Origin of the sequence: Serratia plymuthica, from assembly GCF_018336935.1 — a bacterium.
Taxonomy (GTDB): domain Bacteria; phylum Pseudomonadota; class Gammaproteobacteria; order Enterobacterales; family Enterobacteriaceae; genus Serratia; species Serratia plymuthica_B.
Genome location: NZ_CP068771.1, coordinates 2,969,019 through 2,992,580 on the forward strand (window position 1 = coordinate 2,969,019; position 23,562 = coordinate 2,992,580).

The 23,562-nt window shown below is 54.4% G+C and carries 21 protein-coding genes and 1 pseudogene; 5 read left to right on the top strand and 17 right to left on the bottom strand.

Annotated elements, in window-relative coordinates:
* Positions 1-141: 141 nt before the first annotated feature.
* The 10 genes from JK621_RS13795 to flhD all read right to left on the bottom strand — a co-directional run bounded on the left by JK621_RS13795 (position 142) and on the right by flhD (position 11,105).
* Entirely contained in the window at positions 142-1,191 is a 1,050-nt protein-coding gene (locus JK621_RS13795; protein ID WP_212556489.1) for a protein-glutamate methylesterase/protein-glutamine glutaminase, read from the bottom strand.
* Positions 1,191-2,063 carry a protein-glutamate O-methyltransferase CheR gene (cheR, locus tag JK621_RS13800; protein WP_212556490.1) on the bottom strand — a complete coding sequence of 291 codons (873 nt, stop codon included), beginning with the start codon at positions 2,061-2,063 and terminating at the stop codon, positions 1,191-1,193. Before cheR ends, JK621_RS13795 begins: the two co-directional genes overlap by 1 nt.
* A 28-nt stretch (positions 2,064-2,091) precedes the next feature.
* Positions 2,092-3,717 carry a methyl-accepting chemotaxis protein gene (locus JK621_RS13805; protein ID WP_212556491.1) on the bottom strand — a complete coding sequence of 542 codons (1,626 nt, stop codon included), beginning with the start codon at positions 3,715-3,717 and terminating at the stop codon, positions 2,092-2,094.
* 85 nt (positions 3,718-3,802) lie between these two features.
* Positions 3,803-5,470, bottom strand: coding sequence for a methyl-accepting chemotaxis protein (gene tsr, locus JK621_RS13810; RefSeq protein ID WP_212556492.1), 1,668 nt, complete (start codon positions 5,468-5,470; stop codon positions 3,803-3,805).
* Positions 5,471-5,654: 184 nt separating this feature from the next.
* Positions 5,655-6,155: a chemotaxis protein CheW gene (gene cheW, locus JK621_RS13815; protein WP_004946138.1), complete on the bottom strand. Its 501-nt coding sequence runs from the start codon at positions 6,153-6,155 to the stop codon at positions 5,655-5,657.
* 31 nt (positions 6,156-6,186) lie between these two features.
* On the bottom strand, positions 6,187-8,157 hold the full coding sequence (gene cheA, locus JK621_RS13820) for a chemotaxis protein CheA (protein WP_212556493.1): 1,971 nt from the start codon (positions 8,155-8,157) through the stop codon (positions 6,187-6,189).
* A 4-nt stretch (positions 8,158-8,161) separates the two neighbouring features.
* Positions 8,162-9,127 (bottom strand): flagellar motor protein MotB, encoded by a 966-nt coding sequence (gene motB / locus JK621_RS13825; RefSeq protein ID WP_212556494.1) that lies wholly within the window; start codon positions 9,125-9,127, stop codon positions 8,162-8,164.
* Positions 9,124-10,014: a flagellar motor stator protein MotA gene (motA, locus tag JK621_RS13830; RefSeq protein WP_212556495.1), complete on the bottom strand. Its 891-nt coding sequence runs from the start codon at positions 10,012-10,014 to the stop codon at positions 9,124-9,126. Before motA ends, motB begins: the two co-directional genes overlap by 4 nt.
* 156 nt (positions 10,015-10,170) lie before the next feature.
* On the bottom strand, positions 10,171-10,755 hold the full coding sequence (flhC, locus tag JK621_RS13835) for a flagellar transcriptional regulator FlhC (protein ID WP_148661028.1): 585 nt from the start codon (positions 10,753-10,755) through the stop codon (positions 10,171-10,173).
* A complete protein-coding gene (gene flhD, locus JK621_RS13840; protein WP_172603361.1) occupies positions 10,755-11,105 on the bottom strand; it encodes a flagellar transcriptional regulator FlhD in 351 nt (116 codons plus the stop codon). The genes flhC and flhD overlap by 1 nt, the downstream gene beginning before the upstream one ends.
* 1,069 nt (positions 11,106-12,174) lie before the next feature.
* On the opposite strand from flhD, the gene JK621_RS25385 reads away from it, so the two are divergent.
* The 4 genes from JK621_RS25385 (at position 12,175) to JK621_RS13860 (ending at position 14,542) form a co-directional block, all read left to right on the top strand.
* Positions 12,175-12,552, top strand: a complete 378-nt coding sequence (locus JK621_RS25385) for a hypothetical protein (RefSeq protein WP_249337070.1) — start codon at positions 12,175-12,177, stop codon at positions 12,550-12,552.
* Complete coding sequence (gene ydgT, locus JK621_RS13850) at positions 12,545-12,760, top strand: transcription modulator YdgT (RefSeq protein ID WP_006319160.1); 216 nt, start codon at positions 12,545-12,547, stop codon at positions 12,758-12,760. Before JK621_RS25385 ends, ydgT begins: the two co-directional genes overlap by 8 nt.
* A gap of 151 nt (positions 12,761-12,911) precedes the next feature.
* The gene (gene uspC, locus JK621_RS13855; protein ID WP_212556496.1) at positions 12,912-13,331 is read left to right on the top strand and encodes a universal stress protein UspC; all 420 of its coding nucleotides are present in this window, start codon (positions 12,912-12,914) and stop codon (positions 13,329-13,331) included.
* Between the two features lie 176 nt (positions 13,332-13,507).
* Positions 13,508-14,542, top strand: coding sequence for an NADP-dependent oxidoreductase (locus tag JK621_RS13860; protein ID WP_212556497.1), 1,035 nt, complete (start codon positions 13,508-13,510; stop codon positions 14,540-14,542).
* Positions 14,543-14,613: 71 nt separating this feature from the next.
* Here the strand turns inward: JK621_RS13860 and pcp are convergent, their stop codons facing one another.
* The 6 genes and pseudogenes from pcp to JK621_RS13890 all read right to left on the bottom strand — a co-directional run bounded on the left by pcp (position 14,614) and on the right by JK621_RS13890 (position 20,770).
* Positions 14,614-15,261: a pyroglutamyl-peptidase I gene (gene pcp, locus JK621_RS13865; RefSeq protein ID WP_212560199.1), complete on the bottom strand. Its 648-nt coding sequence runs from the start codon at positions 15,259-15,261 to the stop codon at positions 14,614-14,616.
* Positions 15,262-15,368: 107 nt separating this feature from the next.
* Positions 15,369-15,476, bottom strand: a pseudogene (locus tag JK621_RS13870) (DNA gyrase inhibitor SbmC); the annotation flags it as partial.
* Positions 15,477-15,517: 41 nt separating this feature from the next.
* Positions 15,518-16,360: a tryptophan 2,3-dioxygenase gene (gene kynA / locus JK621_RS13875; RefSeq protein ID WP_006326156.1), complete on the bottom strand. Its 843-nt coding sequence runs from the start codon at positions 16,358-16,360 to the stop codon at positions 15,518-15,520.
* A gap of 895 nt (positions 16,361-17,255) precedes the next feature.
* Positions 17,256-18,524, bottom strand: coding sequence for a translesion error-prone DNA polymerase V subunit UmuC (gene umuC, locus JK621_RS13880; protein ID WP_212556498.1), 1,269 nt, complete (start codon positions 18,522-18,524; stop codon positions 17,256-17,258).
* A gap of 284 nt (positions 18,525-18,808) precedes the next feature.
* Complete coding sequence (locus JK621_RS13885) at positions 18,809-19,378, bottom strand: glycoside hydrolase family 75 protein (protein WP_249337071.1); 570 nt, start codon at positions 19,376-19,378, stop codon at positions 18,809-18,811.
* 159 nt (positions 19,379-19,537) lie between these two features.
* Positions 19,538-20,770: a hypothetical protein gene (locus tag JK621_RS13890; protein WP_212556499.1), complete on the bottom strand. Its 1,233-nt coding sequence runs from the start codon at positions 20,768-20,770 to the stop codon at positions 19,538-19,540.
* Between the two features lie 604 nt (positions 20,771-21,374).
* Between JK621_RS13890 and oxlT the strand changes: the two genes are divergently transcribed.
* Positions 21,375-22,631, top strand: a complete 1,257-nt coding sequence (gene oxlT, locus JK621_RS13895) for an oxalate/formate MFS antiporter (RefSeq protein WP_212556500.1) — start codon at positions 21,375-21,377, stop codon at positions 22,629-22,631.
* A gap of 49 nt (positions 22,632-22,680) precedes the next feature.
* Here oxlT and dsbG read toward each other — a convergent pair whose 3' ends face one another.
* A complete protein-coding gene (gene dsbG, locus JK621_RS13900; RefSeq protein ID WP_212556501.1) occupies positions 22,681-23,442 on the bottom strand; it encodes a thiol:disulfide interchange protein DsbG in 762 nt (253 codons plus the stop codon).
* Positions 23,443-23,562: the final 120 nt, after the last annotated feature.

Here is a 23,562-nt window from a genome sequence, read left to right on the forward strand (position 1 = left end):
TCACTTACTTAAGTAAGCTCCTGGGGATGAGTGAGCTGGGCGCCTGGCTGCAACTTGAAATCCATAGGGTAAAGCTCTTCCAAACAACAACTCGTCTCGCGACAGCTGTTAACCATGATCCCTATCATTAAGGGCATAAAATCAAATACGTAGCGCCTGCCCACCGGCAATTTGCGCCAGCATGCGTTGGCTCATGCGATCCAGCTCCACCACCTCGTTCACCCCGCCGGTGGCGATAGCCTCGCGCGGCATGCCGAACACCACGCAACTGGCCTCGTTCTGCGCCAGGGTATAAGCGCCGGCGCGGTGCATTTCCAGCATGCCCGCCGCCCCGTCATTGCCCATGCCGGTCAGGATCACGCCCACCGCATTGCGCCCGGCGTACTGCGCGACAGAACGGAACAGCACATCCACCGAAGGCCGATGGCGATTGACCGGTGGGCCGTCATTCAGCTTCACCTGATAGTTGGCGCCGCTGCGCGACAGTTCCAGATGGCGATCGCCCGGCGCGATATAGGCATGGCCCGGCAGCACGCGCTCCCCGTCCTCGGCTTCTTTCACCGTGATCTGGCACAGCTTGTTCAACCGTTCGGCAAACGATCGGGTAAAACCCGGCGGCATATGCTGGGTGATCAACAGCGCCGGGCTGGTAGCCGGCAGCGGTTGCAGCACCTGACGGATCGCTTCGGTACCGCCGGTGGAGGCGCCGATGGCGATCAGCTTTTCGCTGCTCAGCAACGGCGTATGGTTCAGGATCGCCGGCACCGGGCTGCTGGAACGTTGCGGCAGCCGCGCCTTGGCCGCCGTACGGATTTTCTCGGCAATCAGTTCGCTGTAAGCCAGCATGCCTTCGCGGATGCCAAGCTGCGGTTTGGTGACGAAATCAATCGCCCCCAACTCCAGCGCGCGCAGCGTAATTTCCGACCCTTTACCGGTCAACGACGACACCATCACCACCGGCATCGGCCGCAAGCGCATCAGTTTTTCAAGGAAATCGAGGCCATCCATGCGCGGCATTTCGACGTCCAGCGTCAGCACCTGCGGATTAAACTTCTTGATCATGTCGCGCGCCACCAGCGGATCCGGCGCGGTCGCCACCATCTCCATATCGGGATGGCTGTTCACAATTTCGGTCATCAGCTGCCGCATCAGGGCCGAATCGTCTACGCTCAATACTCTGATTTTACTCATTACCTCTCCTTGGTCAGGCCATACACGGTCTGCCCACGCAAGTAGAAATCCCGGCTGATCTGGCTGAAATTCTCGGAGTGACCGGCAAACATCAGGCCCCCCGGTTTAAGCAAGGGCACGAAGCGGCGCAGGATGCGTTCCTGCGTCGCCTTGTCGAAATAGATCATCACGTTGCGGCAAAAAATGGCGTCAAACTGCCCCGGCAGCGCCCATTCCGGCGCCAGCAGGTTGAGCGACTGGAAATTCACCCGCGCCGCCAACTCCGGCCGTACCCGCACCAGCCCCTGATGCGGACCGGTGCCGCGCAGAAAATAGCGCTGCATCTGCGCCGGCGTCAGGGTGCGCAGATCCTCGTGGCGGTAAACGCCCGCTTCGGCCTTTTCCAGCACCTGGGTATCGATATCGCTGGCCCATACCTGGCAGCCGCTGGCGCGTTGCCCCAGCACTTCGTTCAGCGTGATGGCGATCGAATACGGCTCTTCCCCGGTCGATGCCGCCGTACTCCACACGCAATAACCGTTGGGCCGCTGGCGCGCATGCTCCGCCAGGATCGGGAAGTGGTGCGCTTCGCGGAAAAATGCCGTCAGGTTGGTGGTCAGCGCATTGATAAACGCCTGCCATTCGGCGCTGTTCGGATCGCTTTCCAGCAGCGCCAGGTAATCGCCGAAGTCGTTCAGCCCCAGCAACCGCAGACGGCGTACCAGGCGGTTGTAGACCATCTCGCGTTTGTGCTCCGCCAGCACAATGCCGGCGCGCTGGTAAATCAGTTGGCTGATACGCCGAAAATGCACGTCCAACAGCGGCAGGCGCTGGGCCATCTGCGCCAGCATGGATCCCGGCTCCCGGTTAGAGGTCGACGGCGCCTGTTTCATACCCTATCACTCATAAAAAACGTGCTGCTTATGCGGTTTGACAATCTGAGGCTTCCTTTACCACGGGTGAGACTGCGTCTTTATTGTTGCCCGGCGCGGTGAAGTTATCGTCCGCCAGGCGGAATACCGATACTGCGTCGGCCAGGGTTATCGCCTGATCTTCCAGTGCGGCCGCCGCCGAAGCGGCTTCCTCCACCAGCGCGGCGTTCTGCTGGGTCACTTGATCCATTTGGGTCACCGCCTGCGTGACCTGCTCGATGCCGCGGCTCTGTTCGTCGGACGCCGAAGCGATTTCGCCCATGATGTCGGTAACCCGGGTGACCGAACGCACGATGTCTTGCATGGTGGCGCCGGAGTTTTCCACCAGCACCGAACCCTGTTTCACGCGGCTGACCGATTCGTCGATCAACCCTTTGATTTCTTTCGCCGCCTGCGCGCTGCGGCTCGCCAGATTGCGCACTTCACCGGCCACCACCGCAAAACCTCGCCCCTGTTCGCCGGCGCGCGCCGCTTCCACCGCCGCGTTCAGCGCCAGGATGTTGGTTTGGAAGGCAATGCCGTCGATCACGCTGGTGATTGCGCCGATTTTCTGCGAACTGCTGGCAATGTCCTGCATGGTGGTCACCACGTCGCCGGCCATTTCGCCGCCCTTGGCTGCCGTGGCAGAGGCATCACGCGCCAGTTGCGAGGCCTGGCGCGCGTTGTCGGCATTCTGCTTCACCGTGGCGGTCAACTGCTCCATGCTGGCGGCGGTTTCCTCCAGCGAAGCGGCCTGTTGCTCGGTGCGCGAAGAGAGATCGTTGTTGCCCTCGGAGATTTCCTGCAGACCAATCAGGATGGATTCTGCGCCATCGCGCACTGCGCCGACGGTGCCAATCAACGAACGCTGCATGTGCTGAAGACTGGCGAACAGCTGGCTGATTTCATTGCGGCCATAAACCTGGATCGGCGTAGCCAAATCGCCGGCGGCGATGCGGTCAAAATGGCGGCGCATGATATTCAGCGGTTGCACCAGCATATTGCGCAGCCACCACAGGGCGCTGCCGGTCACCAGGATAAGCATCAGCACCGCACCGCCCACCAGCCAGCCCGACAAGGTGAAGGATTGCTGATTGGCGGCGTTGGCCGCATCGACATTGGCATTCACCAGTTGCAGATACTGGACAAAATCGGCCTCAAACAGATCCTGGGTTTTCTGCGTCGGCTGGTCCATAAACGCCTGCAGATTGTTGTTCTCCAGGAAGCCAATCAGTTCACGCAGCGCGTTGCGCAGCCGGTTATAGCTGGCCTGGGTCGTTTCGGTCAGTTGCTGCTCCTGCTCGCTGTTGCGCGGTACCGCCAGGAACTGGTTGAAATAGAGATCGGCTTTCTGCAATGAGCTGCGCGCATTGCCCATCAACGCATTCACCTGCTCTTGCGGCAGCTTGAGCGCCGAACGGGTGCCGGCGCGGTTCAGCGTATTGCGGGCCTGCAACAATGAGACCCAGCTCAGGCTGAGGGCATCGCGCTGCTGGCTGCCGAGCGTGATCAGATTGAGATTGTGGTGATCGGAACGGAAAGCGGTGTACGACAAGCCGCTGGTGGCCAACTGCATAACACAAAAAGTCATCAACAACAGAAACAGACTGGTAGAGACGCGGATTCGGTTAAACACTGTGAACCTCCTTGCAGCCGGCCGACGGCCAGCTTACGACGGGGAATAAGCCTCCTCCGGAACGGACGAGGAGGCCCAATGCCGGTTAGAACGTTTCCCAGTTATCCTGCAGATCGCTGGCGTTCGTTTTCTTATGATTGAGTACCGGGGCAACGGTCGCTTTACCGGCCGGCATTTTGAATTCGTCCTGGCCTTCCGCTTTCAGTCGGAATACCGCCACCGACTGGGTCAGCATGCTGGCTTGCTCTTCCAATGCCGCCGCCGCAGACGCGGATTCCTCCACCAACGAGGCGTTCTGCTGGGTGACGCGGTCCATTTCCGCCACTGCCTGGCCGACCTGATCGATACCGCGGCTCTGTTCGTCGGACGCCGAGGCGATTTCCCCCATGATGTCGGTGACGCGGGTGACCGCGTTGACGATGTCGCCCATGGTCTCGCCGGCGCTTTCCACCAGCACCGAGCCCATATCTACGCGGCTGACGGAGTCTTCGATCAGGCCCTTGATTTCCTTCGCGGCCTGCGCGCTGCGCTGGGCCAGGTTACGCACTTCACCCGCTACGACGGCAAAGCCACGGCCCTGCTCGCCGGCGCGCGCCGCTTCTACCGCCGCATTCAGCGCCAGGATGTTGGTCTGGAAAGCAATGCCGTCAATCACGCCGGTAATGTCGGCAATTTTCTGCGAACTGCCGGCAATGTCGTGCATGGTCTGCACCACGTTGGCCACCACTTTGCCGCCCTTCTGCGCGGTTTCGGAGGCGCTCAGCGCCAGTTGGCTGGCCTGACGGGCGTTTTCGGCGTTCTGTTTCACCGTGGCGGTCAACTGCTCCATGCTGGCGGCAGTCTCTTCCAGCGAGGCAGCTTGCTGCTCGGTACGCGAAGAGAGATCGTTATTGCCGGCGGCAATTTCGGAGGCGCCGCTGTAGATGGCATCGGCCCCCTGACGCACGCCGCTGACGGTCTCGATCAGTTCGCTCTGCATGTGTTTGAGGCTGGCGGCCAGCACGCCCATTTCATTGCGGCTGGTCACGGCGATAGGTTGGGTCAGATCGCCGGCGGCGATCATTTTGATGTGCTCGATCATGCGGTTCAGCGGGCGTACCAGAATGTGGTGAATGCCGCTCCACACCAATACGATAACCGCCAGCACCACGACCAACACCACGACCAACGTCCAGACGGCGAAGCTGAATGAGCTGTTGCTGTCTTCCACCGCGCTTTGGTAGAGCTTGTCGTTTTGCGCCAGGTAGGTGTTGTAGATGTTTTCGAACCCGTCCTGGTAACCTTGCGTCGGCTGGTCAAAGAAAGCGTTGATTTTGCCTTCGCCCAACAGTTGGATCAGTTCGGAGAGCGCGCCGTGAAAAATGGCGTATTGCTGCTTCAACTTTTCGGCCGACTGTTCGTCCTGACGAGGTGCGAGAGGAATTTTTTCATAGGCGGCGTAATGTTGCTCCGCCACCGTCAGCATGCTCTTGGCGGAACCCAGCAGATCGTTGACGCTGGCGCCGCTGCCAATTTTATTGGCGTCCATCATGTAGCGGATACCCGCACGGTTCAGCGTGTTGCGGGTTTGCAGCAGGTTAACCCAGCTTTCGTTCAGCTCGGACTGCTGCTGGCGAATGGTCTGCAATACGGTGAAGTTTTCTTTGTCATTCTTCAGTGAGGAGAAAAAGAGCCCGCCCGAAACCAGCTGCAAGGCGCCAAATAATACCAGCACCAGCAACAGGCTGGTGACCACCTTCATACGATTAAACATGTTTTCCCTTGTTGAAAGCCCATGAGGACAGGCCCGGAGTCTGTCGATTGACAAAGTTATCGGCGCGGCGGGGCAGAACTTTATGCGAGGAGGTAACTATTTTTGGGTGGGGTTTTGGGTGGGGTTTTGGGCGCAGCATACGGCGGAGATCCATTGCCGCATGCTGCGCCCATCTCATCGTAAATCAGGCGCTTTTCGCCACGCTGTCGACCAGCGACATCTCTTCGCTGCTCAGCAGCTTTTCGATATCCACCAGAATCAGCATGCGATCGCCCAGCGACCCCAGGCCGGTCAGGTATTCCGTCGCCAGCGTCACGGCGAACTCCGGCGCCGGGCGGATCTGTTCGGTAGTCAGCGACAGGACGTCGGATACGCCGTCAACCACAATCCCCACCACCCGCAGGCCAAAGTTCAGCACGATCACCACGGTGTTTTCATCGTAGGACACGTCCTGCTGGGCAAATTTCACCCGCAGATCGATAATCGGCACAATCACGCCACGCAGGTTGGTGACGCCCTTGATAAAGGCCGGCGTATTGGCAATGCGCGTAACCTGATCGTATCCGCGGATCTCCTGCACCTTGAGGATATCGATGCCATATTCCTCATTGCCCAAGGTAAAAATCAGGAACTCCTGCCCTACCGTTTCGCCAGCCAGTTTGCTGACGGTTGCCAGTCCTGCCATATCATTCACCTCTACACCAATCGATTAATTATTATGCGGCCGCGTCCGTCAGTCGTTGTTCGCGGTTCAGCGTTTGCAGCGCCGACACATCGACAATCAACGCCACGCTGCCGTCGCCCAGAATGGTCGCGGCGGAAATCCCCGGCACTTTGCGATAGTTGCTTTCCAGGTTCTTCACCACCACCTGATGCTGGCCGATCAGCTGATCCACCAGCAACGCATAGCGGCGGCCGGCGCTTTGCAGGATCACCACAATGCCCTGGGTGGCGTCGGTTTTGGCGCCGGCCACCTCGAACACCCGGAACAGTTCCACCAACGGCAGATATTCGCCCCGCACCTGCAACACCCGCTCGCCACCGGCCAACGGATGCAGGTCTTCGGCCTGCGGCTGCAACGATTCCATCACCGCGTTGAGCGGCAGGATAAACACTTCATCGTTCACCTTGACCGACATGCCGTCGAGGATCGCCAGCGTCAACGGCAGCAAAATGCGGATGGCGGTGCCCTTGCCTGCCTGCGAATGGATTTCTACGTGCCCACCCATTTCCTGAATATTTCGCTTCACCACGTCCATGCCGACACCGCGGCCGGACACGTCGGTCACCTGCTCTGCGGTGGAAAAACCCGGTGCGAAGATCAGCATGCCGACCTCTTCATCGCTCATGCTGTCGCTGACCGCCAACCCCTGCGACGCGGCCTTGGCGAGAATTTTTGCCCGATTCAACCCGGCGCCGTCGTCGGTCACCTCAATGCAGATATTGCCGCCCTGATGTTCCGCCGACAGGACTAAATTACCCACCGCCGGTTTACCGGCAGCCACGCGCGTGGCCGGGTCTTCAATACCGTGATCCAGGCTGTTGCGCACCAGGTGCGTCAGGGGATCGATAATGCGTTCGATCAGGCTCTTGTCCAACTCGGTAGAACTGCCCTGCAACTGCAGCTCCACCTGCTTGTTCAGCTTGCCGGCCAGATCGCGCACCAGGCGCGGGAAGCGGCTAAACACGTATTCCATCGGCATCATGCGGATCGACATCACCGACTCTTGCAGATCGCGCGCGTTACGCTCCAGTTGGCTCATGCTGTTGAGCAGGTCGCCGTGGTTGACCGGATCCAGGCTGCCGGAGCGCTGCGCCAGCATCGACTGGGTGATCACCAGTTCCCCCACCAGGTTAATCAATTGGTCGACTTTCTCCACCGCCACGCGGATGCTGGTCGACTCGCTGGCCTTGGCGCGCGGCTTCGGCGCTTCGGCAACCACAGGCGCCGGTTTGGCTGCCGCCGGCTCTGTAGCCTGAACGGCTGGCTGTGGCAGCTTCGGCGTCAACTCGGCCTGCGGCGGCCTGGCGAAGCTGATTTGCTCCGGCTCCAGCACGAAACACAACACCGCGCTGATATCCTCTTCGCTGGCGGAGGTCAGCAGCGTCACTTCCAGGCTGCTTTCGGTCTGCTGCGGATTTTTCACCTCGCCCAGGTTGCCCAACTCTTCGAGCATCAGCGGGATTTCGTTCGGCTTCAGGCCACTCAGGCAAACCCGCATCCCGCCCTCTATCGCCGAAGGTGCGGCGGCGGCAGGCTCCGTCAACGCAAGCGCAGCGGGAGCATCCTGCTGCTGTGCGTCCAGCGCAAGCTGCCGCAACGCCTGACAGATGTATTCAAAGCTGTCGGCGTCTGGCTTTTGCGACGTTTTATAGGCGTCCAGTTGCTCCTGCATAATGTCTTTGGTTTCCAGAAACAGGTTGATAATTTCAGTGCTCAGGCTCATCTCCTGACGCCGCGCACCGTCCAGCAGGTTCTCCAGCAAGTGGGTGGTTTCCTGCAGCACCGAGAAGCCGAAGGTCGCCGCACCGCCCTTGATCGAGTGCGCTGCGCGGAAAATGGCGTTCAGCGGTTCAATGTCCGGGGCCAGCGGATCCAGCTCCAGCAGGTGTTGCTCCATGTCGGCCAGCAACTCATCTGCTTCATCAAAAAAGGTCTGATAAAAAGCGCTAATATCCATGCTCACGGGGTCACCTCTGCTGTGAGTCGCTGTTAGTCGGTGAAGGGACAGCCACCGGCTGCTCCGGAGTGATAAGGGTGGCCGGGGCCGTCGCCGACGGCGCCAAAGGCTTCAGGTCCACCGGTCTGGCGACGCCCATCGCGTTGCTTTCGGCGTTTTCGTGTTCAATGCCCTGCTGGGTTTGCTTGTTCAGCACCAGCACGGTGATGCGGCGGTTGATGGCATCATCGGCGCCGTGCTGTTTCAGGCTCATGGTCGCGGCCATACCCACCACCCGCAACACTTTGCCCTCTGACAGCCCACCGGCGATCAGCTCGCGCCGCGAGGCGTTGGCACGATCGGCCGACAACTCCCAGTTGCTGTAGCCGCGCTCGCCGGTGGCATAGGGAATATCATCGGTATGGCCTGACAGGCTGATTTTATTCGGCAGGTCATTCAGGATCGGCGCAATCGCCCGCAGGATGTCGCGCATGTAGCTTTCCACCTGCGCGCTGCCGGTTTTGAACATCGGCCGGTTCTGGCTATCGATGATCTGAATGCGTAATCCTTCATCCATCATGTTGATCAGCAGATGCGGGCGCAGCGCTTTCAGGCGCGGGTCGGACTCAATCAGCTCATCCAGCTTTTCCCGCAGCTTGTTGAGGCGCAGTTCCTCGTCGCGCTTCTCCAGCGTATCGATCTGTTTTTTCACCAACCCACTCTGCTGAGTGGGGTCATCCCCGCCGCCCGGGATCGGGCTGCTCTCCGAACTGCTCTTGTCGCCGGTGGTCAGCGCCACCTTCAACGGCGTGCGAAAATATTCGGCGATTTGCGTCAGCTCCTGCGGGCTGGCGATCGCCAACAACCACATCACCAGGAAGAACGCCATCATGGCGGTCATAAAGTCAGCATAAGCAATCTTCCAGGAGCCACCGTGGTGCGCCGCCTGATGCGATTTGCGTTTCCTGACCAGAACAACCGGGTGATTCTGCTTCATGCCTGTTCTTCTTCCGTCGCCTGCTGCGCCGGCGCTTTCACCCGGCGCACGTGTTCTTCCAGCTCAACGAAGGACGGACGCTCGGTGGTGTACAACGTTTTACGGCCGAATTCGACCGCAATCTGCGGGGCATAACCGTTCAGGCTCGACAGCAGCGTCACCTTGATGCATTGCATCATTTTGACGTTTTCCGCACTTTTCTGGCGCAGCAAGGTCGCCAGCGGCGAGATGAAACCGTAGGCCAGCAAAATGCCGAGGAAGGTGCCGACCATCGCGTTGGCGATAAGCGCCCCCAACTCGGCCGCCGGGCGATCGGCCGAAGCCAGCGCATGCACCACGCCCATGACCGCCGCCACAATGCCGAACGCCGGCAACGAGTCGCCGACCATCGCCAGGCTGCCGGCCGGCACTTCGCTTTCCTGTTCGAAGGTTTCGATCTCTTCATCCATCAGCGCTTCAATCTCAAACGCATTCATGTTGCCGCTCACCATCAGCCGTAAGTAATCGGTAATAAATTCCACCAGGGTGTTATCGGCAAGGATACGGGGATAATTAGAGAAAATTTCACTTTCCTTCGGGTTATCGATATCGAACTCGAGGGACAGCATGCCCTGCTGACGGGATTTGGCCAGCAGGCGATACAGCAACGCCATCAGATCCATGTACAGATCCTTGCTGTACTTCGAACGGCGCATCAGTTTGGGAAGAGCGCGCAGGGTGGATTTTATCGCTTTACCGTTGTTACCGACGATAAAAGCGCCGATGCCCGCGCCACCGATGATCAAGAACTCCGACGGTTGATAAAGCGCACCGAGGTGGCCCCCCACCATCATGTACCCCCCAAAAACCGCCCCCAACACCACGAGATAACCCAAAATAACTAACACACGCATTCCTTAAATTAACAATGTGGATGGAAGGTGGGATAAGCGCGCTTTGAGCCGCAACGGCGCAGCAGTCCAGGCTGCGCCGACGGGTTCGGTATGCCGAACCCTGCGTTTCACAAGTCGATTTAGGTCTGGATGAACCGGCGTGCCGCCGGCTCAAATTGCGCGTTTAACCTGCTCGTCCAGCAGTTGAGGAATAATATCGGCCAGTTGCGGCGAAAGTTTACGTCTTTTTACTGCGCGGGAGGGGGGCTGGCATAAACTGCAAACAAAACTGTTCAAGGGTTGGTGAGCATGGGTGATAAAAGTGCCGCCGCAGCAGTTGCAAGCGGAGAGCTGCAACATGCCGCTATCGACGAAACGCACCAGCGTCCAGGCGCGGGTCAGCGCCAACAGCGGCGTCTCACCCGGCTGGTGCGGACACTGTTCCAGATACAGACGATAGGCCTTGATCACCGCCTCGACGCCGGTGCAATGCCCGCTCTTCATCAGGAAGCTATAGGCGTTGTAAAACATGGATGAGTGGATGTTCTGTTCCCAGGTCATAAACCAGTCGGTTGAGAACGGCAACATGCCTTTCGGCGGCGGACTGCCGCGCAATTCCTTATAGAGTTTGATCAATCGCCCGCGGCTGAGCTGAGTTTCACTTTCCAGCATCTGCAAACGCGCACCCAGCGTAATCAACTCCATAGCCAGCTGAATGTCCCTGGCTTCCTGAACAATACTTTTCTCTACCATCATCAGGCTCTTTTCTTCGTCGCACTACCGTCTTTACCCGATAGTTCTTGCAGTAAATGGCTTGATAGCAAAATGCCCGTATGGATTTGCTGCAGATCGTCCACGCGTGACTCTTTCGTCAGGCGCTCGATGGTATGGCTTTCGTTAAAACGGAAGTGACAGACCAACTGGTTAGTCTCAGCCAGCTTGACCATTTGCGGTAACGTGAGTTGAGCGAGCGCATCGGCCATGGCTTCGTCGATACCCAGACGGAACATTGCCGATGCTTTTTCATCATTAATCAGACGCTGTGCTAAAAGTAAATATGACAAATTTATGTCATAAATATGCTTAAGTAATTCAGACGTACCCATATTCCCCATCCCGACAGACTATGTTTAAAAACATACGCTGGGTGATAATTTTTATCGCCCGTGACCTGGGTTTGTTCCCGAAGCTGGCAAATGAATCCCTGAATAACGGCCGTTATAAATTTTTCAACATCTCTAAATTCGGACCATCATTCAGTATTTGATACGTGCGTAAACCAACGTGTATGGATGTACAGCATTTTGCTTCGATAGTGTGTAGTCACCATGAAACTATTTTTACAAAATTAATAAGATTATTCCTAAAGCAGCGCAACTCTACCCCCGAACCATTAGCACACACAATGTAAGTAAGCAGCAATTTTAAATACAATGTGATGAAGATCACAAAAATAAAAAATAATTCAGCCAAACCCTCTCTTATTTGGCCATTTTTCACCCTTGTTTTTGCTTAAAAATCAGCCATAAGTAAAAAAACGTCTTAAAAACAATGTATATAAGCCAAAAAAATATCATTTTTAGATCAATTCGAACAAAAGCATCACCAAACCAAAATAACAGAACAAAAATCTGTTAGCAGGCGATAAACACAGTATAAATAACCGTTTAATTAACAATAAACTATCAACATCAAAAAAGTAACACTGGGAAACTATGAGGGCATGGGGTTTCAGATTTGACTTAAAAAACGGCGGATTGCCTGTTTTAATTTTCAGCGAATGGGGATATTAGGTTAACAAGAGCTCGCTTAGGTTGTGAACAAGAAAACAGAGGTAACGATATGTTTCTCGATAAGCAGAGCTAAAGCAACGAGCCTGGGTTTATTTTTCTTAAAAATTCCCCCAATACGTTTTATCGGTAGCGATAATTAAAACTTTAATCATTTTTTCTTCATTGACGAAAAGACTTAAATCTCAGCTGCACCTCTTTGGCGATAAAACTTCCCTACGTATTTTGGGTGGACCTATAAAACAAAATGCGGGTTTGCTTTTATTTTTGCTCACCGGAGGATCTGTTCCGTCATTCACGACCACCGAATAACCCACGCATATCGCGCCGGTCATGTTGCCCCGCCGGCGGAGAGAAGGTTGAAGATTCCCGGCGGAGGTTTCAGATGGATACGGCCGCCCGCCGAAGAGTTTCTGCGGGACGCAAAAAATCCCCGCCGGAGGGAGGTAACTCATCATTCGCCCTCCGGTTTGCTCAAGGTGCATGGTCCCTGTTTCCCTTTACGCCCTCCCCCTGCAATCTGAGACTTTGCCTAATTCGCGTCTTTAACGGCAGGATGGCATTGCCGATACCGCGTGGGCATATTATTATTCTTGGCGTACAAGGCACTGGTAACGCAGCCGATTATTACCCTAATGCAATTTATTTATTTGAAATTAATTCTCAGGTCGCACATCACGCTTTTGGCGCAGCCCGGCATGACGGCGTGATGTTCCTTCGTCCGGCAACAACTATTAACAGGCTATATTTTAATCATGACTGATACCTTCGATTACCTGATGACGTTCCGCAAGTGCTCCAGTCTGGACAGCGTGGAAAAAGTGTACGACAAGCTTAACTATTCCATTGATAATGATATTGAAATCAGCAATATGTACCGCGCAGCCGATCACCGTCGCGCCGAGCTGGTTGCCGGTAAATTGTTCGACCTGGGCAAGGTGCCAAAAACGCTGTGGGCGCAGGTGTTTTAATTTTTCTTCATTACGCGCGAACGCCCCTTTATCTTTTATTGCTAAATAGCGGCAATAATCTCCGATTTATTGTCGCGCGTGATACAAACCACATTTATCAAATGCATCAGGCTCTACTCTTTATCTTAAGTATGGAAAACGGGAGTGGAAGATGGGATATCAAAACGTTCTGGTTACTGTCGCCGTGGCGGCTGACAGCCACCGCCTGGTTGAAAAAGCCGTCTCTATCGTGCGCCCCTCTAACGGTAAAATCACCCTGCTGAGCACGATTGCCAATCCGGAAATGTACAATAACTTCGCCGGGCCGATGTTGGGCGATCTGCGCGCGCTGATGGAAGAAGAGACGCTGCTGTTTATGGAGGAGCTGCGGCTGCGGGCCGATTATCCCATCGCCGAGACGCTGATCGTTCATGGTGAACTGAGCGACAGCCTGAGCTACGCCCGCCAACGCCAGCCGTTTGATCTGGTGATCTGCGGCAACCACTGCGACAGCCTGATGAACAAGATCTCCTGTTCTGCGGCGCGCTTTATCAATACCAGCCACATCGACGTGCTGATCGTCCCGCTCTGATACCCGGATGCCCGGAGGTTGCCGCACAGCCGCCACTTTTGCCTCCCCGTCTTCATGACGCACTTTTGGCCCTGCGATAGCCCCTGCCGATTTAAGGGACGACGAAGCACATTAGGCCATTTCCCCTTACCGATGATTGACTAGACTTAGGGTTCTGTCCGCATAAGGAGTTCCTGATGTCTCAATCCGAACAACAAAATCGCCGCATCCTGCTGGCCTCACGTCCGCACGGTGAACCTACCGCAGACAATTTCCGCCTGGAAACGGGGGCGATACCGCAACCCGCCGCCGGCCAGGTACTTTTACGCACCGTCTATCTGTCGCTTGATCCCTATATGCGCGGCCGTATGAGCGATGCCCCTTCTTACGCACCGCCGGTGGAGATAGGCCAGGTGATGGTCGGCGGCACGGTGTCGCGCGTCGTGACATCGCAACACCCGGGTTTCAAACCAGGTGACTGGGTGCTGGGCTACGACGGCTGGCAGGATTATGCGCTGTCTGACGGTAACGGCTTGCACAACCTCGGCGCGCAACAAACGCATCCTTCCCGCCTGCTCGGGGTCTTGGGCATGCCGGGCTTTACCGCTTATATGGGCCTGCTGGATATCGGCCGACCGCAACCCGGTGAAACCCTGGTGGTCGCCGCAGCCAGCGGCGCCGTCGGTTCGGTCGTTGGTCAGGTCGCCAAGCTGAAAGGTTGCCGCGTGGTCGGCGTGGCGGGCGGTGCGGAAAAATGCCGCTATGTGGTGGAGGAACTGGGCTTCGATGCCTGTGTCGATCACCGGGCTGCCGACTTTGCCGAACAGCTGGCCGCCGCCTGCCCGCAGGGGATCGACATTTATTACGAGAACGTCGGCGGTGCGGTGTTCGATGCGGTGATGCCGCTGCTGAACGCCAGAGCGCGTATTCCGGTCTGCGGCATTATCGCCCACTATAACGCCACCGGTTTGCCAGACGGCCCGGATCGCCTGCCGATGCTGCAGGGGCTGATTTTGCGCAAGCGCATCCGTATGCAGGGCTTTATTATTTTCGACGACTATGGTCCAGAGTATGGCGACTTCCTGCAGCAAATGGGCGAATGGGTCGGGCAGGGAAAAATCAAGTTCCGCGAAGATGTGGTCGACGGGCTGGAAAATGCGCCACAGGCGTTTATCGGCCTGTTACAGGGCAAAAACTTCGGCAAGCTGGTGATCCGCGTCGCCGACGAGTAACCGGAAGCCAGGGCGCAGCGGTCCGCTGCGCCCTGGCATGACGTCAATACAACCGCTTCAATGCAGCTGCCTCAGTGCAGCGCGCCGCCACCGATCGCCAAATCCTCGTCAATCGTCAACGTGGTATGCACAATGCTGCGCACCGCGTCGATCATGGTCGCCAATGCCATACTCGGCTTGCCTGGATGATTGACCGCCAACTCATGGCTGTACGGAATGTGAATAAACCCGCCTTTTATCGCCAGATGATGGCCGGCAATGTGGTGGCTCAGCCCGTAAAAAAGCTGGTTGCAATTATAGGTACCGGCAGTATGAGACACCGCCGCCGGAATACCCTGCCGGCGCAAGTGCTGCACAATCGCCTTCACCGGCAGCGTAGAGAAATAACCGACCGGCCCGCCTTCTACCACCGGCACGTCTATCGGCTGTTTACCGGCGTTATCGGGAATGCGGGCGTCGATCAGATTGACGGCCACCCGCTCAACGGAGATCTCCCCGCGCCCGCCGGCCAACCCCAGGCAGATCACCGCAACGGGGTGCAACTCGTCTATCGCCGCAATAAGCTGTTGGTTGGACAGCCCCAACACGCAGGCAAGCTCGCGCACCACCACTTCCGCGCCGGCGATACGCTCCCCTGCCAGAGCCTGCGCAACCTGCCAGGAAGGGTTTACGTCGTCCCCATCAAACGGCTCTATGCCGGTCACCAATACCTTCTCCATCATCACACCTTATGCCGTGTTTAAAGTTCGTAGGGTATCAGCCTAAACGCGACAATATGATTATGGAAATACGTTATCCGCATATGCCGACATACCTGAGCCTGCAGTTATATTGTCTTCACCGATTGATAAATATCGCGGTCGAAATAGCCATCGGCCTCACAGTCGTTGAGATAGTGCTCATGGCACACGCCCTCCGTCGGCTGATAACCGCTGGCCGACGGGCAGCGTTTGCAGCGCAAATCCCTCCAGCCCGTCAGGCGCCGATTTCGGTGCGCACATCCAGCAGTTCGGGGAAAAAAGTCAGATCCAGTGCTTTTTTCAGGAAGCTGACGCCACTGGAGCCGCCGGTACCCGATTTGAAGCCGATAATCCGCTCCACCGTCTTCATATGACGGAAACGCCACAGGTGGAAGCTTTCTTCTATATCCACCAGTTTCTCGGCCATTTCATAGGCCTCCCAGTATTTTTGCGGATGGTCGTAGATCTCTTTGAACGCCGGCAACAGATTTGGGTTGCGCTGGTACGGCTGCGTCCAGTCGCGGTCGATACACTCTTGCGGGATCGGCAGGCCGTGGCGTGACAGATAAAGCAGGTATTCGTCGTACAGGCTTGGGGCCTCGAGGATCGCCTTCAGCGCCGCGTGTTTTTCCGCATCATTACTGAACACCGCCAGCATGGCCGCATTCTTGTTGCCCAGCAAAAACTCGATGGAGCGGTACTGATGGGATTGAAAACCTGACGAGTTGCCCAGCACATCGCGAAACTCTACATACTCCGACGGCGTCAGGGTTTCCAGCACCGCCCACTGTTCAAACAGCAGCCGCTGGATCTGTTTGACCCTGGCCAGGATCTTGAAACAGTGGCTGAGCTTATCTTGTTGTACCAATGCCCGTGCCGCCTGCAGCTCATGCAGCATCAGCTTCATCCAGAGTTCAGAGGTTTGGTGCTGCACCACGAACAGCATTTCGTCATGATGTTGCGGATTGGACAGCGGATGCTGGCAATCCAGCAGTTGGTCCAGGCACAGGTAATCGCCGTAGCTCATGCGTTTGGAAAAATCGGTGACAATCGCGCTTTCTAATTCTCGTTTGTTCATCTGTACTCTCCGCGGTACCACGGCCGGAAGCGGCGTGGAACGTGCTGCAAAGAGAAAACAATAGTACAGAACCCTCATGCCCGAAGGACTATAAACGAGAGTTGCCTCGCAGATCTCAGTCTTGGCGAGGCTGGGGTAATCCCCTATCGCTAAAGGTACGGGAGAGATATCATTCCCGGCGCAAAACACGGGCGCTAAAGCCGACCAACAACGGAAACAAATAAAAAATCGCAAACAAGCATTACCCGTTAATTATACCAACCGAACTTACTTGTATTATTTAACACTTGAATTAACCCTAATCAATAACACTGATTCGCCGGCCGATTATTTTTTTAAAATAACGCTTGATATGGTAGTTGCCATCAGTTAATAATCACCTTCCTTACAGAGGATTGCATAAAAATAAATCATTCACTCAAAAGGAGTTTGTTATGGCGATAGTTAATGCAGCCTGGTTAGACTCTATCGCCGGCGGCCGCGCCAAGCCTGGCGGCAGCAGCTCCTGGTAAGCGTTACTGTATAAAATTATATCTGTTCATTTGGCACTGTCATGTCTACAGCACCAGGGAATTTATTAATTAAAGGCGGCAGTTAACAGCGACCGCCTTATAGATTAACCAAAAGTTATATATAGATAATTTATCAGGCCCATAATTATATTTTTCGCCATACATTCCATCACAACTTTCCTTAGTGGTGCCGGAGTGATAACCCCTGGGTTAGCATTCCCGGCACCCACAGGCCAAATTTATGATTACCCTCGCCACCTGCTACTTTTTCGTTTTTTTTATCCTTAAAGATCTATGCGTTCTTAAAAAAGTAAATCCATATAACGGCAACCCACTGAAATCTGGTTTCAAGACGCAATCCCCGGCTCGATATTGGGCCGGACTCAGCCCATCCTGACCCTGAGAATATCGCTAAATTTAGTGGTATAGGCCGGCGAGAGCATCTCACGCTTCATCTGCCACGGTTTGGCGATGCCCTGCCCGGCAAACCAGATGCGGCCGCGCCCTTCCCGGTTGAGCTTGTCCAGCGTCGCCATCAGTTGGCCGCTGTTGCGCCGTGGCGGGCAGTCGTCGAACAGGTCAATTTGCGCCATGGTGCCTGCGCTGAAATCCCCCAGTATCACGCCGCCTTTCAGGTAACGGTGACCCTCCCGCCAGATGCTTTCCAGCGCACGCACCGCCATGGCAATAATATCGCGGCTGTCGTTGCTCGGCGTTTGCAGCCGGGCAGTGCCCAGATTGCTGTAATAACCCTCGCCTGCGGAATGCGGGCTGGTCTTGATAAAGACCGACACGCTGCGGCAATAGCGTTCGTCTTGCCGCAATTTTTCCGCCGCGCGCTCCGCATAGCTGCAAATCGCCTCCCGCATATGCGGGTAATGGGTCAAGCGCTGGCCGAACGAGCGTGAACAGATGATCTGCTCTCTGGCTGCGGCCTCATCCTCCCATTGCAGGCAGGATTCCCCGCGCAGTTCACGCACCGTGCGTTCCAGCACCACACTGAAAGTTCTGCGCACCAGGCGGGTATCGCAATCCGCCAGTTGCAATGCGTTTTCAATCCCCATCGCCTGCAGTTGCCGGGTCAGTCGGCGGCCGACGCCCCACACTTCCTCTACCGGTATTAACGCCAGCAGCTTGCGCTGACGGACAGGATCCGAAAGATCCACCACACCCCGGGTACCTGGCCAACGCTTGGCGGCGTAATTGGCCAACTTGGCCAGCGTCTTGCTGGGCGCTATACCCACGCCGACGGCCAAATGCGTCTCCCGCAAAATCCTTTGTTGCACCTGGCGGCCAAACTGCGCCAGATCTGCACAACGGTTAACGCCATCCAACCGCAAAAAGGCTTCGTCCAGCGAATAGATTTCCACCGCCGGCGCCATCTCGTCCAGAATGCTCATCACCCGGTGGGACATATCGGCATACAGCGCGTAGTTGGAAGAGAACACCGCCACCTTGCGGCGGCGCATCTCCTCTTTGATCTTGAAATACGGCGCCCCCATCGGCACGCCCAACACCTTGGCCTCGGCGCTACGGGCAATCACGCAACCGTCGTTATTGGACAGTACGATCACCGGTTTACCTTTAAGATCCGGCCGAAAAACTGTCTCGCAGGAGGCATAAAAGCTGTTCACATCCACCAGGGCAAACATCGTCAGCCCCCGTCATAGCACGGGTTTGGCATGATCGCAGCGGGTTCTGGGCAACAGGATTGGGGTATCTTCATAATGCATAACTTAACTGTATATATATACAGTTAATGATAAACAAAAATCACCGCCCTGCAAGCAACTTTGCCGGCAGGAGGCGGTGTGAATCGCTAAGGCAATCATTTTCTGTGAAATTTGGTCTACCGGGCACGACCTGGCTACCGGTGGGCCAAAATAGCACAACGAGGAAATATTGCCGGCTTCCAGAAGGTGTTAAAGGGTAAGTTTTACTCAAATAACGTCCTACCGTACTCCTGGATAGTTTCAAAATTCAGAGTGGTACTTAAGCTCGCCGAACCTGCGACGATTTCGTATGTGACGCCATAGTCTAATCCGCTGATTATCTTTTTCTTTCCTTTTCCCCACGGGTTTCCCCCAAGCGCTTCAATAGCGGCAATCGACGCTTCTCCAATGTATTTATCGCCGCCAACATCAGCGCAAATAGCGTAAACAAAACAATCGTTGTAGCTGAGTTTAGCCAGGTCGCCCATTTTGACGTCTATACCGGTCACCTCTTTCCAATTGCCTGGAATAACATAGTAAGGAATAACACGTGCATTAACATAGTCGCCCTCACCCTGCCAACCGGTTCCATCCTTTCTTTTTCTAAGGCTGGTTTCTATCTGGCCTGTCGCATCGATCTCTTTCGCATCTGGGCTTCCATCCGCGTCGGTATCCGCATCGGCAATGATCAAGATATGGCCATTATCTTTAATCATGACAACAGGAGCGGGTATGGCGGGTTCACCCGACGATGCCTTATGGTTTTTCCAGGAATGTGTGATTAATTTTGGCATGGTATTGTCCTCTGCGTTCGAACAGCATGGGTTAAAAATATGCCACTACTTACGAGAGCTTTCTTATTATTACTGCCGAATATTTTTATAATGGCATGAAGAATGTTTATCATTACCACTTAAAACATTCATAACATTATATAGCAGTCTAAAACAGGATCATTTGAGAGCCCCCTTTTCAACCTGATTAGGAGTGTAACCATTAGGAATGGCAGGTGCATCGCACCCATCAATCTTAACCTTAGCGCTTGTTTTATTGAATACATTACAGGTATAAAGAAATTCAGGGATAGTAACGGTTATTCCGCTATAACCGATGGCGACCGGATACGGAAATACTTGCTGAAGCGTTATGCCGCTTGCTGTAACACGGGTTACGGTCCCCGTGGCCCCGGGGGCGCCTGGTGCCATCGCTTGAGAGAGTTGGCTCATTGACGTATTTATACTGTCAATCTGGCTTTGTATTGATTGAACATTTTGTTGAACCGCATTGGATTTTTTCTCGGTATCAACATTAGCCGCAACCTCATCGCCATTAGCGCTGCCATCAGGCTTTATTTTATTAAGCTCGTTCATTAATGCGGATTTTTTCTTCGATAAATTGACTAATTCTGAAATTGTCGCTGAAGCTGACGCGCTAAACCCCTCGGAGGACGATATCGTAACATCAAGGGAGCGTGCGTAATACACGGTAGTAATAAATACAATCCCCGGTTCTACTTTGGCATTTATTTTATATCTATTCTGAATGCTGAGAATGGCCGCTTTCATTTTATCATCAATAAATTGCAAATTTTGAGTATTAACCTTTTGTCTCCACTCTATCATTTTATCCGCACCCGTACTGAAATCTATACTTAAAGACTCTGCATTGGGAACGTTGTAGGTGACCGTATAGGCAGTTTTCTTTGCCAATCCAATTTTCGCCGCCCAACCGTCGGCTGGAAAGCCAGCGCCAAAACTCGCACTGCCTACTGAAGCAAATCTGAACCCTGGAAACGCAACAATATTATTCACTCTTCTACCCGAAGCCGGGTAGTTTAAAAATGGCTCAGGTCGATGCTTCACATCACTCGCATCCGTCCATTCTGCGGTACGTTGAAAATCAGGCGCTTCGGTTAATGCATCGCTGACATCAATCGATGTATATCTTATCGGCTGAATCGTATAGAACTCTGCGGGTATTTTTATTTTCCCCTGAGCGGGGCTAAACGGCGTTATGTATATATCGCCGGGAAAAAACTCACCGCTGGGCGGATAAATAGGATAAAAACCCAATTGCCTTGAGTTGTCATGCCATTCTTTAGATACATCGCCCGCACCTTGACGATCTGCACATCCCAAAATAATGAAGGTAAAAAAAACCATTATCACCACAATGACTTTTTTCATCGTGCTCACCTGTTTAATAATATCCGACATTACCCTCCAAGGAACCCGGTCATAAGATGACAACGCGCCTTGCCTCACCATTAATTCATAGCAAGCAGCAGGAAGAATTAACAACGATGAGAAAAAATAAAAATTTAAAACCATCAATACATACTGACCAGCATTAACGGGTTAATCCTAACGGGGTAAATAGCGATTAATATCGAGACAATGCTAACCGTTAGCAAAGTATCCCTCGAGAAAGCGCCGTTTAAAACCATAACCGGTTCGGCCGGATTTACCGCAGTCTTCTCCAACTTATGAATACTGAGGTTACCCTCGGTGACATGTTTATTCGTTAGCTATTTAATCTCAGGTTATTCAGAAAAAATTATACTTAACCTATTAATTGCATTACTTAATGCCGCACTAACTTTGTCCATGTGCACTATACCCGTGCGAAATATCTTCACTAGCCGCCTCCCGATCAAATTTAAAATAAAATGATAAAAAACACTCATCACCTTGTTAAACAAAGAATTTATTATTTATTTTTTATTCTGGCACGCTTAATGCTCATTCATATGCATCGGCAGATACAACTCTTATACCTGGGGAGATTTAAATGACCATAGTCAGCGAGTCAGTAATAGAAAAAAGTCATCAGCGGTGGACACAACTCCTTTTGGGATTGATCTGTATGGCGGCGATTTCCAGCCCGCAATATGTCTGGACATTATTGACCAAATCACTGTCGGCCAAACTGGGCGTTGATCTGCCCGCGTTGCAGGTCACCTTTTCGCTGCTCATCATATTGCAAACGTTCTTCTCGCCCTTCCAGGGCAAGCTTATCGATCGCTTTGGGCCACGGATATTAATCTCCATCGGCACGCTGCTTTCGGGATTTAGCTGGATTATTTCATCCCAGGTCAGCAACCTGACTGAGTTCTACCTGGTTTATGGCTGTCTCGGTGGGCTGGGTACCGGCATTGTGTACATCGGCGTCGTTGGGCTGATGGTTAAGTGGTTTCCGCAACGGCGCGGCTTTGCGGCCGGAGCCGTGGCTGCCGGATATGGCATGGGGGCGATTTTAACCACCTTCCCCATCAGCATTTCCCTGGGGACCTACGGCCTGGAGCAGACCATGATGGTCTTCGGCGGCCTCTTTGCCCTGGTGGGTTTTCTGGCCAGCCAAGGATTGAAAGTACCGGCCAATATTGATGTGCAACCGACCAGCACCAGGCTGGAGCAGAGCAAACGTCAGTTCACGTCAAAAGAAATGCTGCGTCAGCCTCTGTTCTGGCTGATGTTTGTAATGATGGCAATGATGTCCACCTCTGGGTTGATGGTGACGTCCCAGATGGCTATTTTCGCGGAAGATTTTGGCATCAGCAAGGCGGTGGTCTTTGGCTTGGCGGCGCTGCCCCTGGCGTTAACCCTCGATCGCTTCACCAATGGGCTGACTCGCCCGCTGTTCGGTTTTATTTCAGACCGCTATGGCCGGGAAAAAACCATGTTTATCGCCTTTGCGCTCGAAGGTGTCGCAATGACGCTGTGGCTGATGTGCCGTGAGGACCCACTGTTATTCGTTTTGCTTTCCGGGGTGGTGTTTTTTGGTTGGGGGGAGATATTTTCTTTGTTCCCTTCGACATTAACCGATACCTTCGGCAGCCAAAACGCCACCGCCAACTATGGTTGGCTGTATATGTCGCAAGGGATCGGCTCTATTTTTGGCGGCCCGTTGGCGGCACTGCTTTATCAACACACGCAAGGATGGCACGTTGTTTTTGGCATGGCGATTTCCTTTGATTTCATCACCGCCGCACTGGCCCTTTGGGTGTTGAAACCCTGGCGTTCACGCTTTATGCGCCAACACGGTTGATATAAGCAGGGTGATCTGAGCCTCAGTCACCCTGCAAACGGCACGCGAACTATTTACAAGCCACAAGATTGGCCATTTGATCTTTATCCGGCAGACCGACGATCTGTTGAAGCATGTTGGCGTGGTTCAGATAATAAATCGCCGGTGTGCCGTTGGCGCCCAGATCGTCCATCAATTTCTGGTTGTACTGGATCTGAGAAAAAATCGGCTGCGGCGTTTTTTCCAGGAGTGCCGGCTTGCTTTTGCCACCAGACAGTTCGAAATCCTGCCAGACCTTCGCGGGGTTGTCAGAAGACAATATCGCCGCCGCATAACGGCCGCTGTCGGGCTGCATGACACCCACCAACTGCGTTTTCATGGCGATGTTATTGTCTTTGATATAGGGCTGCACTTCCTGCCTGAACTTTTTACAGTAAGGGCAGAAAGGATCGGCAAACACCACAATCTGGCAACTTGCCTTATCGCTTCCTTCCATGATGCCTGGCGCTTTTAATAGCGTTTGCCACATCTCCCGACCGGCAGGGATGTAAATCTCCTCTTGTATGACTTTTTCGCTCAGGTTACTGCCGTTCTCATCGTACATATAACCTGATATGGCATGTTTTTTGTCAGGGGTCAGATAAATTGTCACCCCCGTTCCCTGGTATTTTCCCAACCACCCCTGAACGCCACCTGGCGCGGTGAAAGGTTTGATGATTTCAATACCTTGTTTTTCCAGTTGTTTGACCGGTGCGGGCAGCGCTGCGGGCGTTGCAGCCTGAACCTGCGCGCCGATGAGCACCGCAGATAACGCGAGGAGGTACTTGTTCATTCTTATCTCCATATAACAGGTACTCGTTACGGGCCTTTATATCACACACCACCGCCCCTCCCGTCACTCGCTAAACGGCAGCACTCGCCTTCTGTCTCATAGTAACAAATTATCCTGCCC